Origin of the sequence: Streptomyces triticisoli, from assembly GCF_003270085.1 — a bacterium.
GTDB classification, from domain to species: Bacteria; Actinomycetota; Actinomycetes; order Streptomycetales; family Streptomycetaceae; genus Streptomyces; species Streptomyces triticisoli.
In genome coordinates this window covers 1-16,292 of sequence record NZ_QFDQ01000267.1, presented here as the reverse complement: position 1 = coordinate 16,292, position 16,292 = coordinate 1, and the positions used below count along the sequence as shown (strand labels likewise).

Below are 16,292 nucleotides of genomic sequence, written 5' to 3'. Positions count from 1 at the left end.
CCCTGGCCCGCACCGGCGCTGACCCGCACAGAGTCGGCCACGCACGCTGGAAGTTCCTCACCAGGTGCGCCGACTCCGACATCCCCGAGGTACGACAGCTCGCCGCCACCGTCGACCGTTGGTGGCTTGAGATCGCCGCGTTCATCGACACCGGACACAGCAATGCCAAGAGCGAAGGTATCAATCGCGTGATCAAGCTCATCGCCCGCAACGCGTTCGGCTTCCGCAATGCCGACAGCCAGCGGCTACGGACACGCTGCGTCACCACCCGCCGAGCCCGCGGACATCTCCGCACCGCTCAACTTTGAAGACCCCGTATGACGTCGAATGCATCGTGCCGGGTCGGAGGTGACGCTCCATACTGCACGCCTCTCCAAGTCCAGGCCCCCTACCAGATCACTGACCTGGAGTGCTCGGAGCAGTTGGTGCGTGGGCCTGGTCCCTGTAATCGCTGGGGGGCATGCCGTAGGCCATGCGAAAGACACGGCTGAAGTGTGCCGGATCGGTGAAGCCCCAGCGGGCGGCGATGGCTTGGATCGGGCGGGCGTTGAGGCGAGGGTTGGCCAGGTCGAGGCGGCAGCGTTCCAAGCGGCGGTGGCGTATCCAGGCCGCCGGCGACGTGTCGCTCTCGGCGAGCAGCTGCTGGAGATAGCGCAGGGAGATGCGGTGGGCTTCGGCGATCGCCTGAGGGGTCATGGCCGGGTCAGCGAGGTGCTGTTCGATAAATGCGCCGATCTGTGCCCGCAGGGCCGTCCTTCGGGCCTCTGGGCTCAGTCCCTCCTCCGCCTCCAGAAATCGGGCGACGACGGACGCCAGGAGGTCCTGGGTGACTGACCCGAGGGTCGGGATGTCGGCAGGGGTGAACTCACGGGCGCGCGTGTTGAGGTCTGCCAGCCAGCGGGCCAGTACCCCGCCTATGCCACGGCGCCCGTCGATAGGGATACCGAGCAGCGCCTGCACTGTCTTGCCAGGCAGCGGCATCAGCGCACGAGGGAACTGCACGGTCACATGCGACCAACTGCCCTGAATGGCGTGGACGTGTCCGCGGTAGGGACGGCTGCTGTCCATGACCACCAGGTCACCGACGCCCAGGCCGGTGTCACGCTCGGTCAGGGAGAGAACTCCCTTCCCGCAGAGAAAGTAGTTGATCTGGTACGCCTCGGGGTCGGACTGCCGGATCAGTTTCGAGGTCCGCGTGATCTCCAAATGTGGGAAGGACAACGTGGAGACCTGCACTTCCCCTAGGTCCAGGACACGCATCTTGGCACGGAAGTCATCCTGATCATTGCTGCGCAGCCGATTGGGCATGTGCGAGCGTCCAGTGATTTCGGTAAACAGTTCGAACCGCTCCGGTGCTGAAACGACCTCCGTGCTGAACTCCGTCACCAGCATTTGCAGCTCCCCCGTGGCCGGTTACTCCGTAGATCGAACGTGGCACGGGCAGATGCACGCAGTACAGCAGCACTTCAGCCATATGCGCCGACTCACGCCTGGTGTGTCGTGGAGGCTGTTGATGCCTCTATGGATGTCGGGACCTGTCCCCTGCGGCAGTCCGCCTCGAGGAACCGCCGGCCTTCGGCACCCGCCGCCTGGTCCCGGTCGCCAGCATCGTCCCGGACAACACCCCTTGTACGGCGCGGTCCAGGCCGTCTCCTGCGGATCTGCACCGGAAGGACACGCCGCGACCTGCAGCAACCTCACGAGCCGTCACCGCAAAACTGCATCCCGATGTCACCACCACCCCACACCGCACGGCGAACCCCCAGCTCACCGCCCTGACACCAGCGCTGGAGCGCGCTGGTTGGCTTTATTCACGAGTAGTGCCGTCAGCTGTTCATGGGTTTGGGAGGCACCCAGATCCACGGTCGGGTGATGTTCACGAGTTTCGGCTCTGGCTCAACTTCTGTGACGCGTTTACGCTGCGTGACGGATGAGCATTTCCGGGCAGGAGGTGAAGCCGCCCGAAAATGAGCCATGTTCAAAGCGGTTGGGATGACAGTTCGGGGCCGTGGAAGAGATCGTGCTCCGGTTGAAGGAGCTGTTGTTCCCTCCGATCACGGACGTCGCGGTGCTGTCGGTGGACGTGAGCATTGCGATAGTGCGCGTCGACGCCGAATGCACTGCGAACGGTGCCGCTTGCCCGGCGTGCGAAGTCTGGTCGAACCGGGTTCACGGTTCCTACCTGAGGTTTCCCGCTGATGTGCCGAGCGCCGGACGAAGCGTGGTTCTCCGACTGAGGGTCCGCCGGTTCACCTGCGGGAACTCTGGGTGCGCACGCCGCACCTTCGTCGAGCAGGTACCCGGCCTGACCCGTCGGCACGGTCAACGGACCGAGCGGCTGCGCTCGACGCTGGCCTCGGTCGGTCTCGCCTTGGCGGGCCGGGCCGGCGCTCGCCTGAGCTCCGCGCTCGGGGTCTCCGTCAGCCGGAGCACCGTCCTGCGCCTGGTCGGCGCCCTTCCCGACCCGGAGGTGCCCGCCCCGCGTGTGGTCGGCGTTGACGAGTACGCCACTCGCAAGGGCCGCCACTACGGCACCGTTCTCGTCGACGTCGAAACCCGCCGTCCTGTCGACCTGCTGCCCGACCGGGAGGCATCGAGCCTGGCGGCCTGGCTCGCCGATCGGCCCGGCGTCGAGGTCGTGTGCCGGGACCGGGCGCCGTTCTTCGCCGAGGGCGCTACGGCCGGAGCCCCGCAGGCGGTCCAGGTCGCGGACCGGTGGCATCTCTGGCGCAACCTCGGCGAGGCCGCCGAGCGGAGCGTTGCCCAGCACCGCCGCTGCCTCCGCCGTCGCCGACCTCGCCGCTGGCGCCACGTCCTCCCCGCCGACGCGGGGTGTTCCGTGGCCGTCCAGCCGCCGCTTGGCGAGGAGCCCGTCCTCCCCGCCGACGCGGGGGTGTTTCGTTGATCTCCACTGCCAGCGGCCACTTAGATTTACCCGGTCGCGGCCACTTCAGCTCCCCACCGTGGCCATTTCGATTCCCCGCTGGCGGCCACTTCGTGTACGCAGCGTGAGATCATCCCCGGCGGTGCTCGCCCCACCACGGCAGGATCGGAGGCAGGTCGCTGAGCCCGCGGGCTGGCCGCTTGGGCATCGGTGACTCCCCGTCGTCCCCGTCCCAGCGGCGTGCGTATTGGTCCGGAAGGCTGCCCCAGCCCCAGTAGGGAACTGGGCGGTCGGGTGCCTCGCCAAGTTCGTCGAGAGGATCGATGCACTTTTCCGCCACCGTGCACAGGTGGGCCCAGTCGTCGCCCAAATCGAAGACATAGGCGAACTGCTCGCCGGCCTGCAGCCTGCTCAGCTTGGTGGCATGGCCATCCACGGTGCCGTCCGGGGCCTCGTCGTCCCACCACTCCAGGGGGCTGACCCGGGTGCCGTCGGACAACGTGAACAGGTGCATGTGGGCCAGGTCCCAGCGGCCGAAGGCGAGGTCGATGGCCGTGGCGAACTGGGCGAAGGAGTGCGAGCGCGCGGCGGCGAAGACCCGGCCGGGGCGAGGCCACAGGTCCGCACCGTGCCCGGAGACCAACTCCACCCGGATGGACAGCCAGGTACGTGCCACGATCACAACCCCTTCATGCTCCAGGTCCACGAGCCAGCACAGAGGCTACTGAGTGTGACTACCAGGTGGGGAATCGAGCTGGCCGTACGTGGTGAATTTCTACTGGCCGCCGACACTCCACTCCGTCGCCGTCAAACGTGATGTCCTCCCCGCCGACGCGGGGGTGTTCCGACCGGCCGCACCCTCGCCATGCGCGGGCACCGGTCCTCCCCGCCGACGCGGAGGTGTTCCACTAGGCCTGTGTGATGTTGTGATCAGTCCTGCCGATCCGGGTCCGTCTGGAGGGCGGACCCGGTAGGAATGACGATCGTGACGCGCAGGCAACTCACCGACGAGCAGTGGAAGTTGATCGAGCCGTTCCTGCCGATAGGCGAGTACGGCCCGTACCCCGGGCGGCTGCGGGATCAGTTCGAGGGGGTGATCTGGCGGTTCAGGACCAGCGCGCAGTGGCGTGAGATGCCGGCCGAGTTCGGGCCGTGGCCGACCGTCTATGGACGCTTCCGGGTCTGGCGGAATGCCGGCGTCTTCACCGCCCTGCTGGAGGGCCTGATTGCCGAGGCCGCCCGCCGGGGCAGGACAGACCTGTCCCTGGTCAGCGTGGACTCCACGACCGTCCGCGCCCACCACGACGCCGCCGGGATGCTCGTCGGCCAGGACGTCATGGAGGCTCTCGAGGAGGCCGCCGCCGAGCAGGAACAGGCCCGGCAAAAGGGGGCGGCAAGGCGGAACACAACGGACAGCACGGCAAAAACGGGCCGGAGCGGGAAGAACGTCGGCGCGTCCGCCGGCGACACCGGCTCCGCCTGAAAAAGGCCCTGCTCGGCCGGTCCCGCGGCGGGCTGACCAGCAAGATTCATCTCGCCGCCGACCGCAGGCGCCGGCCGCTGGCGTTCGTCCTGACCGCCGGGCAGGCCGCAGACAGCCCGCAGTTCGTCCCCGTGCTGAACAAGGTTCGTGTCCGTCTGCCGGTCGGCCGGCCCCGCACCCGGCCGGGGGCGGTCGCCGCGGACAAAGCCTACTCGTCCCGCGCCAACCGTGCCTATCTGCGGAAACGCCACATCAAGGCGGTCATCCCGGAGAAGAAGGACCAGGCCGCCAACCGCAAGAAGAAGGGCAGCCGGGGCGGGCGGCCCGTCAGCCACGACGCCGGTCTCTACAAGGAACGCAATACCGTCGAGCGTCTGATCAACCGGCTGAAGGACTGGCGCGGCATCGCCACCCGCTTCGACAAGACACCCGAGAGCTACCTCGCCGGCCTCGAACTCCGTGCCTCGATGATCTGGCTCGAGGACCTCCTGCGAGCAGCCGATTGATCACGACATCACACAGGCCCTAGCAACACGCTCCGAGGCTGACCGAGACTCGTTGCCCGCGCGCACCATGAAGCGTCTACTGGTCAGACGGGATCGGTGAACGAGATCGGCTTGCCGGTGGCGTGGGCATATGCGATCTCCCTGCTCGTGGACTCGCCGATATACCCGCCGGGGTTGACGACCAGAACCCGGTCAGCCAGGTCGATCTTGCGCAGGTGGAGGGCGTCCAGCGCGGTCTTCTGCTCGTTGGTGATCAACTCGTCTGCTTCGCCTGGCGCAACGACGATGACACCTGCGAAGGTCAGATCACGGTTCGCCGCACGCATCTCGTCCACAAACCGGGTAGAGCCGCAGATGCAGACAATCTCAGGTCGGTCGGGCACGGCTCAGTCCTTCGGTCGAACGGGAAACCGTGGGGCAGGCCATCGTAGGCGGAGAGCCGGTACACGACGGTGCGACGGGCCTCCTGCTCCTCATCGCTCACCCCATCGAGGGTGAGTGGGAAGACCGCAGCCCCGTACGTCGCGATGCTCAGGAGGACCACGTCGGCGACCACTTCTGCAAGCCGTCGCTCCTGACCGCCTGGATGGAAGTCACCGCGGGCCGGGGGCGGACAAGCATTCCGAATCCCGCGCCCAGGCCGGCGGCACTCGCACCCACCCAGCCGTCCAGGAGGAAGCCGAGGCAGGCTCCGCTACCCACCACGCACACCTGCACCGCGATGGTCATCACGTGCACGCGGGTACGGAGCGGGGCCGTCATGGCCAGCAGCATGCCCACGCCCTTGGGGGCGGCCGGGTCCCTCGTGTCGTTGGCGAGCGGAGTTGTACGTCGCTCGCCGAGCGATGCGCAGTCACTCGGGTGGCGGACAGTGCGGGTGGAAGGGATGGGAGGTGCCATGGACGCTGCCGGAGCCGATGCTGGCCACCCCCGTGTCCGTGCCCGATCTGCGGCCTGGCTGTGCTGCGGAGCCGAAGTGGGACGGTTTTCGGGCCCTCGTCTCCGTCGACGCGGGCCGGGTCGTGCTGCGCTCGAGACGCGGCACCGAAATGGGGCCGTCGTTTCCGGAGGTCGTGGCCGGGGCCGTGCAGCTGCCGGAGGCGACCTCGCTGGACGGCGAGCTGGTCGTATGGGACGCCGCGGGCCGCCTCGCGTTCGAGCGGTTGCAGAACCGGCTTGCCCGGCGTGGTGTCGGTGCGGCCCGGGCGGCGGAGGAGTGGCCGGCCCACTTCGTCGCGTTCGATCTGCTGCGGCTGTCGGGGACGGACACGACCGGGTGGCCGTACCGGCGGCGCAGGGCCGCGCTGGAGTCCGTGTTCGCCGCGCGCCAGCTGTCGGCGCCGTGGACGCTGTGCCCGTCGACCACCGAGGCCGATGTCGTGCGCGAGTGGCTGACGTGGGCGTCGGTCGGGATGGAGGGGGTGGTCTTCAAGAGACTGAACGACGTCTACCGCCCGTCGGCGAGGGGCTGGGAGAAATACAAGGTCCGCGAGACGAGCGAGGCGATCGTCGGCGCGATCACCGGTTCCCTGGCCGTTCCCCGCACGCTGCTGCTCGGCAGGTATGACGACGGAGGCCGCTTTCAGTACGTCGGTCGCACCACCACCCTCGCCCAGGCGGCAGGTGCGACGTTCGCCGGTCTGCTCGCTGCGGGGCGGCGCGGTCATCCGTGGGCAGGCTGGTCGTTCTCCGCCGGGTGGGGCAGCCAGGAAAAGCTGAACGTCACGCTGGTGGAGCCCGAGCTGGTAGTGGAAGTCGGCGTTGAACCTTCCCCCTGCTGGGCCCAGTGAGGGAACTTCGCCCGGCTGTAGCCGCGCATCGAGCCGTGCGGCGCCACCGCCAGACCCGCCAGCTCCTGCCGGGCCCGCTCCTCAGGAGTAATCGCCCGGCAAGTGACCAGTTCAGAAGCCCTCCAATCGCCGCCACCCGACGCCGACCATCTCACCGATGGATGGAGAAGCGGTCTCGCAACCCCATCGACCTGCGGTAACGTCAGAACCGCTGCCACTGTGCGGCTTGACCGCAGTACTGCATCTGATGAAATTGCGGCCGCTTCCCAGATACGGCATAAACCCGCCACGGGGTGATCTTGGGTTGTCGAACGCCTTGGCCCGTCACCCGTTCGGCTCAGTGTCGTTGCTCGATCCACCCCGACGATCGAGAGCAGCACGTGGTGACGGACTCCGGCCCGCTCCTCGGCGGCGAGCAGGTTCCGCGTGGTGGTGCCGAAGAACGCCACGGTCTCGTCCCGGTCGGCCGCCTCGTGGCTCGTGGCGTCGTTGACGGCCTCCACACCGGTCAGGGCGGCGTCCAGGCCGTCGCCGGTACGCAGGTCCACGCCGAGCGAGCGGCTGATGCGCACGACGTCGTGTCCGGCCCGTTCCAGAGCGGCCACTGTGAGGGACCCGATGTTCCCGGTCGCGCCGGCAACGGCGATTCGCATTCTCCGCATGGCAGTCTCTGTTCGCAGACGATGGTGATGCCACTACTGACGAAGCGGTCCCATCCGTCGACGTATCCACCTTGCACGCGCGAAGAGCCTGCACGCATCCCGTTCCGCGCGGACCGGTCGCTGTCCCCCGGCTGCGGCTGCAGCGGGATGGCGGGGGAGGCATCTGGGCCACTCATCGCGGCGCAGGCGAGAGCGCTCACGGTTGGTTACGCTGTCGATACGATGGGTGGTGAGCGACAGATGGTCACGCGCGGATTCACGGGACGTCCTCGACGCACGGAAGGCCCGGTCCCACCGGGGCAGTTCGTCACCAGTGACTTCCCGGTCCTCACGGCGGGCCCGACCCAGCACGTACCGGCCCGCGCGTGGGAGCTGGTGGTCACGGACGGGATCACGGAGAAGACCTACGCGTGGGCGTCGCTGCACGATCTGGGCGTGGTGGACCTGACGACCGACATTCACTGCGTCACGCACTGGTCCAAGCTGGGGACGACCTGGCAGGGCGTTCCGGTGGCGGCCGTGCTGGAGGACGCCGGGGTGGCCGACGAGCCCTACGCGCTGGTGTCCTCGTACGGCGGCTACACCACGAACGTCCCGGTGGAGGACCTGGTGGACCGCGACGCGATGGTCGCGGTGGGCTACGAGGGTGGTCCGATCCCCGCCGAACATGGCGGGCCGGTCCGGCTGCTGGTGCCGCACCTGTATCTGTGGAAGTCCGCCAAGTGGTTGCGCGGGATCCGGGTGATGCCCGAGGACGAGCTGGGGTTCTGGGAGAACGCCGGCTACCACCACCGCGGTGACCCCTTCCTCGAACAGCGCTACTACGGTGACTGACCGTTCAGCCATGCCACCGCGCGTGCGACCCGTTCACGGCTGGCGAGCCGCCACCGTCGCCGGTACGGCGCGTGAGAGCGCCTCGGCGCGCACCATCCGGCTCGCCGTCGCCGGCTGGGCGGGGCATGTCGCCGGCCAGCACATCGACGTCCGGCTCACCGCCGAGGACGGGTACCAGGCCACCCGCAGCTTCTCGCTGTCCTCCGCGCCCGGGGAGGCCCCGCAGATCACCGTGGAACGCGTGGACGACGGCGAGGTGTCTCCGTACCTGGTCGACGTCGCCGCCGACGGTGACGCCCTGGAGATCATGGGACCGGTGGGGGGCTACTTCGTATGGCGGCCCGGCGACGACGTACCGCTGCTCCTGGTCGCCGGCGGCTCCGGCATCGCGCCGATGCGCGCCATCTGGCGGGCCGCCCGCGCTCACGGCACACCGGTGCGACTGGTGTACTCCGCGCGCACCGCGGACCGGGTCATCTTCGCCGACGAGCTGCGCGGTCCCGACGGGCCGGAGAGCACCGTCCATCTGACCCGGGAACGGGCGGCGGGGTTCGAGCACGGCCGGCTGAGAGCCGAGCAGCTGAGCGCGCTGCTTCGTCCCGGTGGTGTCCGCGAACCGCGGCTGCGGGCTTATGTGTGCGGCCCGACCGCCTTCGTCGAGGAAGCCGCCCGCGGACTGATCGGCGCCGGCTTGGACGCCGACTCGTTGAGGACCGAGAGGTTCGGATAGGAGGCCCGCAGTGAACGCAGAGGAAGACCTCCTCTCGGTGCCCCCGGAGGACGGCTATGTGGACGGCAACGCCGTCGCCGGGGCGATGTCGCTGGCCCTGGGCCGGGACGCGACCACGATCGTCCTGCAGTGCGCCGAGTGCGGGGATCGGCACCGCGTCGCCGAGACCAGGGTCTATCTGCGCTGCCCCGGCATGGTGGTGCGCTGTCCGGCGTGCTCGGCGTGCGAGGTGCTACTCGTCGACCGGCCACGCCGGCTCCAGCTCACCCTGATGTCGATCCGGATGCTGGAGCTGCCGTGACCCCCGCCTCGCCGGGCGACGAGCGAGCGGCGGCGGCCAAGCGGCGCGCTCGGGCGGCCCGGTCGCTGGCGTGCGCGGACATCGTCGACGCCCTGGGACGAATCCATCGGCACCGCGCGCACATTCACGACCTCGTCACTCCGACACCGGGCCGGGTCCTGTTCGGCCCGGCGGTCACGATCTCCTTCTTCCCCTCCTGTTCGGTGATGATGGACCCCGAGACGCACACGTTCGGCGCTCTGCTCCGGCAGGCGGTGGGCGTCGAACCCGACGGTGGCCGGGGGAAGGTGCTGGTGCTGGCCAGCAACGGCCACCGCGACGTCTCCATCGGCGGCGGCACCAAGCTTTCCCTCCTGACGCGCTACGGCCTGGCCGGTGTGCTCACCGACGCACGGCTGCGTGACTTCGCCCAGCTGCAGTCCCACCCCTTCGCGGCCTACTGTTCCGCGGAGGCCGTGCGATGGGGCGGCGATGTGATCACGCCGTACCAGGCGAACGTGCCGGTCGTGGTCGCGGGGGTGGGCGTGCACCCGGGGCAGTACGTCTTCGCCGACGACTCCGGCGCGGTGGTGATCCCCGAACCCGACATCGACGCCGTACTCGACGGAGCCGCGGCGGTGGGCAAGGAGGAGGCCGCGTTCCGTGCCCAGGTCGAGCAGGAGCGCACGACCACGTAGCCGACACGGTCGGATCGCGCGGTTCCCAAGCCGACCACGACCGGCTGGGGTCCCGAGCGCATCGCACGTGCCTGGACCGAGCTGATGAAGCGCCTCGGACAGCGGCCGGTTCGTCGCTCAGGGCGGCGACCGGGGCGCGCTGATCTCGGATCTCATGGGCGTACAAGCGCCTTCGGAGCTGCTCAGAGTGTGGCCATCACTCCCTACGGGCGTACACGAATGACTGTCTTCCCCTTGCGTCGCTCGGTTGAGTTGAGGGTTGCAACCGCGTTGTCGAGGGACGCGGTGGTTCCGATGTTCGTACGCAGCCGCCCGTCCCGGACTCGCTGCACGATCTCACCCAGCTGGGTGCGATCGGCCTCGACAACGAAATCGATCGCCAGGCCATCAGCGGGGCGGGCCTCGACCGGGCCCACGACCGACACCAGCGTCCCGCCGGTCTTGGTCAGAGCCGCAGAGCTCCTCTGGACGTCGCCGCCGATGACATCGAAGACCAGATGGACGCCCCCGACGTCTTTCAGCGCGTCGTTCTCGAGGTCGACGAACTCATGCGCGCCGAAGTCGAGCGCCTTCTCACGGTCGGCGGCGCGTCCAGTGCCGATGACGTAAGCGCCGGCCTCACGTGCGAGCTGGGTCACCATCGTCCCGACTGCTCCGGCTGCGCCATGGGCGAGGACGGTCTGGCCGGCCTGAAGGCGGCCGTGCTGGAACAGCCCCTGCCACGCGGTCAGGCCCGAGATGGGCAGGGACGCGCCTACCGTGAAGTCGACGTCGCCGGGCAGCGGTGCGAGGTTGCGTGCCTCAATCGCCACGTACTCCGCGAGGGTGCCGTCGCGGTGCCAGTCGGCGAGGCCGAACACCCGCTGCCCGACCGACAGCCCCGTCGTGCCGTAGCCGAGGGCGGTGACCACTCCGGCCAGCTCGTGGCCGGGGATCGACGGTGTCTTGTCACGGCCGGCGCGATCGGTCCAGGTCGATGGCCACTCCATCTCTGTCGGGACGAAGCCCGCTGCATGAATCTGAACGATGACGTCGTTGATCGCTGTGGGCGGCTCAGGCCGCTCCGTCAGCGTCATCCCGGCCGTTCCCGCGGCCTGGTCGGTTACCACAATGGCTTTCATTGAGATCGTCCCCTTCCTCGTATGAGCTCGTAACACGATCACGAGCGGTGGTTGCCGTGGTGGGCCGCGACCTTCTCGATCTGCTCGTACTGCCCCTCAAACCCGCCGAAGTCGTCCACCGCCGCCGCGGGCACCCCCAGGGCGCCGGCCTGCACGCGCAGGGCCTTCGCCATCGTGTGCAGGGCGGGCGCGAGTCCGTCGCCGAGCCGGGCCGCGATGACGTCAGGGGCGGCGTCCTGGTCGAGTTCCCCGACCGCCGTCAGGATCTCGGCGGTCAGCGCGGCGGGCGCCTGCTGGTGGTCGGTTCGTGGTCATCGCGGTGGCTCCTTCGCTTCGGGCCGCCCTTCGGTGGGCGGTGATCGAGGGAGCAGCGTGCACGGGACCCCCCTTGTCCGCGGTCTGACGGCCGCCGGTAGCGAGCGTGGTCTAGGAGAAACGCGGCGGTGGTCGGGGTGTGGCCGGCCTGGACAAGGGGTCATGGTCGGGCTCGTGGTAGGGCCGACCATGGTGGACAAGGGGGCCGGGTTCGACCCTTGCAGCCCGATTCGTCACCTCCAGCACTCAGCACGGTCAACTCACTGCTGCCGGCACCCAGGTGCTGCTGATGCGACGAGCAGCACTCCGCCGGGCGGAGCCGCCCCGGCCCCTAGCACAGGAGGCACCGAATGATCAGTGCCTCCCAGCGCGGCTGTGCCACAGCCATCCTTGTGCCTGTTCGGGCGTGTGCGGACGCTGACCTGGCCAACGCCAGTCTCCGCTTCGTCGGCCGGTCCGAGTCACCGCTCGGAGGCGTCCCTCCAGTAGTCTTTCAGCATGTTGAACCGCTCCGGGATCGGTGGAGGCTCCGGCCTGCCCCAAGTTGCGTGGAGTCGGGATAACTGATTTCACGCTACAGGTGTTGGGCGCAGTTCGTACTCCACCGGACTGAGCATGCCCAGGGCGGAGTGTCTGCGCTGCCGGTTGTGGAAGATCTCCAGGTACTCGAACAGGGTGGTGGACAGCTCCAGGCGAGTGCGCCACCGGCGGCGCGGATCTCGTCGGCGTCCCAGCGGGCGCCGTTGAGCAGGCGGTCGGGGGTGGAGTGGCCCACGTATTCAGCCAGCTGCCAGCTGTTCTTTCGGCCGTCCGGGCCGCGCAGACCGCGAACGTAGTCGCGCATCCGCCGACGCGGTTCGATGCGCCCAAAACGGTGGCCGGCGCGCAGAAAGGGTTCTTCGAGTTCACGGTCCCAGATCTCGGCTGCACACTTGCCGATCACCACCGGAGGCTGCCCAGACCGGTGTCACTACCAGCGACGGCTGCACACGATGGAAGGGCGGTCCACGAAGACCTCCCTTGACACTCCATCAGCCCACTGCACTCGTCCAGACCGCACCTGAACAGGGACAACAGCGAAGTGCTGCTGGAGTATGAAGTTGTGTCCAGGTCCGTGTGCAGCAGGTGGTGGTCCGAGTACGGGGTCGGATGCACACGGTGCTCGAGCGGGACGATGCCCCGCAGGAAAATGTAGTCGAACTTGCTCTGCCAGTCGGTGGTCGGCTTGCAGTCGCCGGTGGGCGAGGGATGGCACTGGGGGTCTGCATCCGCGGCCAGTGCCCATATCCCGGTGAGTTCGGGGGCGTCCGGCACGGCGTTGAAGTCGCCGAGAACGATCGCGCGGTCGTGCCGGGCGACGTCTGCGGCGAGCACGCCGGTTTGGTCTGCTCGGACTTCCTCTTGACGTCGTTGGGCAAGGTGTGTGTTGAAGACCCGGACGGGCTGGCCGCCCACAGTGATGGTGACTGCCATGTACCCACGGTCCTCGGATCCGCCGTCGGGGTATTCCACATGGACGAGGTCTGTCATCGGTGCCGCCGAGAGAACCGCTTGGCCGAAGGCCCCCGGCCTCCACGGCGCTCCCCCGCAGCGGCCCCAATGCCGAAGAACCATCCCGTACTCGACGTGGTAAACCAGCCCGTAAAGGTTCTCCAGATAGTCCCGGATCCTCTCGACGTCACGCACGCACGCTTCTTGCAGGCCGATGACCTGGGGCGCATACGTGGCGATCTCCGCTGCCCGGTCAACGTTGCTTTCCTCGCAGGGGTTGCAGATGTTCCACGTCATGACCCGGTTCGGTACGACATCCCTGACGGCCTCGACGGGCAGTGACCCGGCGAAGAGGGCACCGCTTGGTGCACTGGGGCCGGCGAGCGCCACGCAGGCCACGATCAGTGCGCCCGCGAGTAAACGCGTGCCCCTACCGAGCACCATCGCCTCCTCAGAGTGGATACCCATGGCATCTGACGTCTCCATGCACGAGGTTAGCCTCCCCGTTTCGCTTCGGATGGTTGAGCCGTGCTGATGGGGTGGACCTGCGATTTCAGTTGTTGGTTGCCGGGCGGGCATGGCCGGGACCCGGCGCTCGGGCCGGGTGCTCCAGGGTTCCTCGAATCGTGGGCGGGCAGGGACAGTGCCGCAGGTCAGGTGGCTGGTCGCGGCAGTGCCGCGAGGCGGGTGAACGCGTTGATGAGTTCGTGCCCCCAGGGCCAGGTCGCGGCGATCCGCAGACGGAGGCGGCGACCGCCGCGGGTGATGCGGGCGGCGGCATGCAGCAGCCGGTAGCGCAGCTTCTTCGGTTCGGCGGTGGCCATCTCACCGTCCAACAGCAGGGCCTGCGCCCAGGCGAGCAGATCGGCGGCGGTCAGAGCCAGCCAGTTCGAGCCACGCTTGGTTGAGGGCGAAATGGCGGGAGGGGAAGCGGCCGAAGCCGGTGGTCTTTCCGCTGGGGGTACCCCCGGACGGAGTCTGGGGGAGAATGCGGTCCTCGACGCGTGCGTGCGCGCGATGCCGAGCCTCCAGATGCTGCAGGGAGCCCTCGCCGTAGGGGGTGCCGGTGAGGAAGACCTGGTGGCGCATGCCCTCGTCGAGGTCGAACAGGGACAGTTGGGCGCCGGGGTGCGGGCGTTCACGGCGGACGATGATCCGGGTGCCGTCGGGGTAGCCGTCCAGGTCGACCATGCCGGCCAGTTCGGCGACCTTGGCGCCTTTGCGCAGGGTGCCGTCCTGTTCCAGCGCGGGATGCCAGAGGTGTTCGGGCAGGGACCGGATCGCCCGGCGGACCGGCTCGGTGACGGGATGCCCGACCGAGAAGGAGGTGCGGATGCCCCGGGCGCGCAGGCTCCGCAGGTGATCCAGGAAGGCCTTGGCCCCTCCGGCGCTGTCGGTGCGGACGAGGATGTCGGTGCCGTGGCGGTGGGTGTCGGGGATCTGGGCCAGGGCCGTATCGAGGACGGTGATGTGGTCGCAGGCGGTGTTGGCGCCGGCGTTGCCTGGCCTGAGCAGTCCGGCCAGGGCTTCGCCGGTGTTGTCCAGGAAGCACAGCAGCGGGTGGTAACCGAAGCCTCGCTTGTGGGTCGGGGCGGCCTGCTCTTTCTCGGAGTGACGGGTGACCAGGGTGGCGTCGATGTCCAGGATCAGCCCGGTCAGGTCGCGCCCGCCGGCTTGGGCCGCGGGTATGCCGCAGTTGGCCTCGGCGGCCTGCAGCCAGGCGACCTCGCGCGCGGCGGATCGGGCCGTACGCAGTGCTGCCAGTGCTGTGTGGTCGATGCCGTTCAGCAGGCGCCAGGCGGTCGGGGTGGAGGCCACCGGGCCGAAGACCTCGGCCTGGTCGCGCAGCAGGGCCAGGTCGTCGATGGCTTCGCCGCCGTCGGCGAGCATCACCGCCACGTCGACCGCGATGCGGCCCGGGTCGTGTCCGGTGCCACGTCGCCGCAGCGGGCGCAGCCCGTCGGTGAAGGCCGCGGTCAGACCGGTGGCATCAGCGAGATCGGCCAGCAGACGGGACCCGGCATGGCTGACCACCCCGTGGCCGTCGGCCGAGACGACGAGTTTGGGGCGCGAGGCGGTGGTGTGCACGCAGAAAGTGCCTTCCTGCTGGGATGACAGAGACCTTCGACAAGCCTCATCTTCCCAGCTCAGAAGGCACTTTCGCTTTTCGGATCAAGATCTGGACGCCGCGGCAAATGAAACGCGCAGGTTAGCCACCTCTTGGGCAACACCGTGAACCCCGAGACGTCGTCGCTGCGTTTGACCACCGTCAGCGCGATCCGCAGGACGCGGTGGGCGAAGTCGACCAACTGTCCGGTGTAGCCGCCGTCGGCCCACACCCGCATGATCCGCCAGTGCCGCTCGCCGAGCCGGGCCAGCAGATCCCGGCCGGCGTCCCGGTCGGTCACCGATGCCGCCGTGACGGTCACGGCCAACAGCAGCCCGAGCGTGTCCACCACGATGTGCCGCTTGCGTCCGTTCGCCTTCTTCCCGCCGTCGTACCTCCGCGTCGCGACCGGCACCGACGCGGCGCCCTTGACCGACTGCGCGTCGATGATCCCCGCGGTGGGCTCCGGATCCCGGCCGGCCACAGTCCGGAGGCGGTCGCGCAGCCGATCGTGCAGTTCACGGACCCAGCCCTTGTCGCGCCAGCGCCGCCAGAACGCGTAGACCCGGTCCCACGCAGGGAAGTCCGCGGGCATCGCCCGCCACGTGATACCGCCCGCGACCAGGTACCGGACCGCATCGACCATCTGCCGGCGGCAAGAGCCCTCCGGCCGGCCACCCCTGCCCTCCAGCCATCCCGGCACCGGCAGCGACGTGCGGACCTCGGCCCACTCCGCGTCCGTCATGTCCGACGGATACCTCGGGCGCCTGTGCGGCCGGTCGGCGGCATTGCCGTACACATGTGCGAGGCAATCACACGACAGCGCAACCGAGTTGGACCCAGCGGGCAGTGACACGGGAGACTGCGGTACCAGGGCCTCCTGTTGTTCATGGACTTCGACACCCACGAGCTGTGCGGGAGGCCCTGCCCTCATGCCCCTGCCACGGGAAGATCACCCGACCGAGCCGCCGCAATCGAACCCACGCTCGCCATGATCGGTACGACAACGGCTCCTCAGATCCGAGGAGTACGCACGTTCCCGCTGCGTGCCATCGGCCGCTTTCCCCGCCCGATGCGCCATACAGTCACAGCTCCTACCAGGCAACTTGCCCGGCGAGGCCACCTCGGGTGTACGGAAGCGCACCATCGGGACCTGGGATCCCGCGTGTTGTGGAACTGGACAGCCCTCACGCCAGAACCAGGTCCCGTTGCCATGCTGCGAACGCCCCTCCCTGGCATCGCGCCGCACACCAGTCCAGGCCGCATCCTCGCTTTCCGGTCCCGGGAACGGTTCTGGCTCCTGGCTCACGGCAGATTCCCTGCTCGCCGCCCACCCCTGTAATCAACTCCGTTTGCTTCATTGACATTTCACTCAGAAGACGTACCGTTGG

Annotated in this window: 15 protein-coding genes and 5 pseudogenes; 8 read left to right on the top strand and 12 right to left on the bottom strand. The window is 68.7% G+C overall.

The features are described from left to right. On the top strand, positions 1-308 hold a 308-nt coding region (locus DEP02_RS30400), incomplete at its 5' end, for a transposase (RefSeq protein ID WP_198668664.1). 88 nt (positions 309-396) lie between these two features. Here the strand turns inward: DEP02_RS30400 and DEP02_RS30395 are convergent. Then, positions 397-1,392: an AraC-like ligand-binding domain-containing protein gene (locus tag DEP02_RS30395; RefSeq protein WP_112470887.1), complete on the bottom strand. Its 996-nt coding sequence runs from the start codon at positions 1,390-1,392 to the stop codon at positions 397-399. A gap of 616 nt (positions 1,393-2,008) precedes the next feature. On the opposite strand from DEP02_RS30395, the gene DEP02_RS30390 reads away from it, so the two are divergent. Further along, positions 2,009-2,905: an ISL3 family transposase gene (locus tag DEP02_RS30390; protein ID WP_332872019.1), complete on the top strand. Its 897-nt coding sequence runs from the start codon at positions 2,009-2,011 to the stop codon at positions 2,903-2,905. A 109-nt stretch (positions 2,906-3,014) separates the two neighbouring features. Here the strand turns inward: DEP02_RS30390 and DEP02_RS30385 are convergent, their stop codons facing one another. Continuing rightward, entirely contained in the window at positions 3,015-3,560 is a 546-nt protein-coding gene (locus DEP02_RS30385; RefSeq protein WP_232839340.1) for an IS1096 element passenger TnpR family protein, read from the bottom strand. A gap of 309 nt (positions 3,561-3,869) precedes the next feature. Between DEP02_RS30385 and DEP02_RS30380 the strand changes: the two are divergent. Continuing rightward, a pseudogene (locus tag DEP02_RS30380) lies at positions 3,870-4,873 on the top strand (IS5 family transposase). Between the two features lie 83 nt (positions 4,874-4,956). On the opposite strand, the gene DEP02_RS30375 reads toward DEP02_RS30380, so the two are convergent. After that, the gene (locus tag DEP02_RS30375) at positions 4,957-5,256 is read right to left on the bottom strand and encodes a hypothetical protein (RefSeq protein ID WP_086726831.1); all 300 of its coding nucleotides are present in this window, start codon (positions 5,254-5,256) and stop codon (positions 4,957-4,959) included. 148 nt (positions 5,257-5,404) lie between these two features. Beyond that, positions 5,405-5,773: a hypothetical protein gene (locus DEP02_RS30370; RefSeq protein WP_157977575.1), complete on the bottom strand. Its 369-nt coding sequence runs from the start codon at positions 5,771-5,773 to the stop codon at positions 5,405-5,407. Between DEP02_RS30370 and DEP02_RS30365 the strand changes: the two genes are divergently transcribed. After that, positions 5,767-6,663, top strand: coding sequence for an ATP-dependent DNA ligase (locus tag DEP02_RS30365; RefSeq protein WP_112470884.1), 897 nt, complete (start codon positions 5,767-5,769; stop codon positions 6,661-6,663). The genes DEP02_RS30370 and DEP02_RS30365 overlap by 7 nt on opposite strands. 383 nt (positions 6,664-7,046) lie before the next feature. Here DEP02_RS30365 and DEP02_RS30360 read toward each other — a convergent pair. Further along, positions 7,047-7,316, bottom strand: a pseudogene (locus tag DEP02_RS30360) (SDR family oxidoreductase); the annotation flags it as partial. A 231-nt stretch (positions 7,317-7,547) separates the two neighbouring features. Here DEP02_RS30360 and DEP02_RS30355 point away from each other — a divergent pair. The 4 genes from DEP02_RS30355 to DEP02_RS30340 are packed head-to-tail and all read left to right on the top strand — an operon-like array spanning position 7,548 to position 9,867. Beyond that, positions 7,548-8,159 (top strand): molybdopterin-dependent oxidoreductase, encoded by a 612-nt coding sequence (locus DEP02_RS30355; protein ID WP_232839339.1) that lies wholly within the window; start codon positions 7,548-7,550, stop codon positions 8,157-8,159. A 22-nt stretch (positions 8,160-8,181) separates the two neighbouring features. Next, on the top strand, positions 8,182-8,889 hold the full coding sequence (locus DEP02_RS30350; protein ID WP_232839338.1) for an FAD-binding oxidoreductase: 708 nt from the start codon (positions 8,182-8,184) through the stop codon (positions 8,887-8,889). A gap of 10 nt (positions 8,890-8,899) precedes the next feature. Further along, positions 8,900-9,190 (top strand): DUF6510 family protein, encoded by a 291-nt coding sequence (locus tag DEP02_RS30345; protein WP_081235550.1) that lies wholly within the window; start codon positions 8,900-8,902, stop codon positions 9,188-9,190. After that, positions 9,187-9,867, top strand: a complete 681-nt coding sequence (locus DEP02_RS30340; protein ID WP_232839337.1) for an RraA family protein — start codon at positions 9,187-9,189, stop codon at positions 9,865-9,867. Before DEP02_RS30345 ends, DEP02_RS30340 begins: the two co-directional genes overlap by 4 nt. Before the next feature lie 203 nt (positions 9,868-10,070). Here the strand turns inward: DEP02_RS30340 and DEP02_RS30330 are convergent, their stop codons facing one another. From DEP02_RS30330 to DEP02_RS30305, 7 genes and pseudogenes are all read right to left on the bottom strand, one after another. Next, on the bottom strand, positions 10,071-10,988 hold the full coding sequence (locus DEP02_RS30330) for an NADP-dependent oxidoreductase (RefSeq protein WP_112470881.1): 918 nt from the start codon (positions 10,986-10,988) through the stop codon (positions 10,071-10,073). Positions 10,989-11,026: 38 nt separating this feature from the next. After that, entirely contained in the window at positions 11,027-11,161 is a 135-nt protein-coding gene (locus tag DEP02_RS35410) for a hypothetical protein (protein WP_269809385.1), read from the bottom strand. 711 nt (positions 11,162-11,872) lie between these two features. Beyond that, entirely contained in the window at positions 11,873-11,995 is a 123-nt protein-coding gene (locus DEP02_RS35130) for an IS3 family transposase (RefSeq protein ID WP_269809386.1), read from the bottom strand. Positions 11,996-12,015: 20 nt separating this feature from the next. Continuing rightward, positions 12,016-12,222 (bottom strand): annotated as a pseudogene (locus DEP02_RS35940) (IS701 family transposase); the annotation flags it as partial. Between the two features lie 182 nt (positions 12,223-12,404). Next, positions 12,405-13,280, bottom strand: a pseudogene (locus tag DEP02_RS30315) (endonuclease/exonuclease/phosphatase family protein); the annotation flags it as partial. A 167-nt stretch (positions 13,281-13,447) separates the two neighbouring features. Then, positions 13,448-14,882 (bottom strand): annotated as a pseudogene (locus tag DEP02_RS30310) (IS1380 family transposase). Positions 14,883-14,941: 59 nt separating this feature from the next. Next, positions 14,942-15,646 (bottom strand): IS5 family transposase, encoded by a 705-nt coding sequence (locus tag DEP02_RS30305; RefSeq protein WP_157977574.1) that lies wholly within the window; start codon positions 15,644-15,646, stop codon positions 14,942-14,944. Positions 15,647-16,292 lie beyond the last annotated feature (646 nt).

What these genes read in the sequence shown, in the direction of transcription:
- DEP02_RS30395 (WP_112470887.1), bottom strand. Translation starts at nt 1,392, where the DNA reads ATGCTGGTGACGGAGTTCAGCACGGAGGTCGTTTCAGCACCGGAGCGG.
- DEP02_RS30370 (WP_157977575.1), bottom strand. Translation starts at nt 5,773, where the DNA reads ATGGCACCTCCCATCCCTTCCACCCGCACTGTCCGCCACCCGAGTGAC.
- DEP02_RS30355 (WP_232839339.1), top strand. Translation starts at nt 7,548, where the DNA reads ATGGGTGGTGAGCGACAGATGGTCACGCGCGGATTCACGGGACGTCCT.
- DEP02_RS30330 (WP_112470881.1), bottom strand. Translation starts at nt 10,988, where the DNA reads ATGAAAGCCATTGTGGTAACCGACCAGGCCGCGGGAACGGCCGGGATG.
- DEP02_RS35410 (WP_269809385.1), bottom strand. Translation starts at nt 11,161, where the DNA reads ATGGCGAAGGCCCTGCGCGTGCAGGCCGGCGCCCTGGGGGTGCCCGCG.
- DEP02_RS30305 (WP_157977574.1), bottom strand. Translation starts at nt 15,646, where the DNA reads ATGACGGACGCGGAGTGGGCCGAGGTCCGCACGTCGCTGCCGGTGCCG.